The 597-nt window shown below is 61.3% G+C and carries 1 protein-coding gene; it reads right to left on the bottom strand.

The window, feature by feature from the left end; translation table 11 throughout:
• The coding region (gene tnpC, locus ACXAH0_RS25110; protein WP_475196017.1) for an IS66 family transposase at window positions 1-597 on the bottom strand (597 nt) is incomplete at both ends.

Genomic DNA, 597 nt, shown 5'->3' with positions numbered 1-597 from the left:
CCCGATATCCGTGTCAATTGGCTGCCGAGCCAATCTTCCAGATCGTCGAAGATAGGTTTGGCGTATGCTTGCCGTAAGGCGGAGCGCTCCGGTGGCGGTTTTCCGCGTGCCCGCTTTTCGATTTCGTAGAGCTTGGCGATCCGCTGGATGGTCTCAGCGGCGATGGATGATCCCTGGGAGGCGTGCACATCGACGAACTTGCGCCGGATATGGGCCATACAGGCCATCTCCCGAGCTTTGTTCTCCCCGAACAGGCCGTTGAACCCGGCGTAGCCATCAGCGTGAACCCAGCCTTTGTAGCCAGACAGGTGGCCCTCAGGATGTTTGCCCTTGCGGTCAACCGTGAACCGGTACCACGCCAGCGGTGGAGAGGCCCCGGCCCATGACCGCTCATCCCGGACATAGGCCCAGATCCGGGCAGTTTTGGTCTTCTTCGTTCCCGGAGCCTGAAGCTTGACCGGGGTGTCATCGGCAAAGAGCGCTTCCCCTTGCCGGACCAGCCGACCGATGGCATTTGCCAAGGGTTCAAGCAAGGCAGTGGAGCGCCCCACCCAATCGGCCAATGTCGAGCGGTCCAGATCAAGTCCTTCCCGGCCA

The sequence above is a fragment of the Roseibium sp. AWQ4_290 genome (assembly GCF_056160985.1).
The sequence above is the reverse complement of the archived record's forward strand: the minus strand, read 5'-3'. Positions and strand labels throughout refer to the sequence as shown.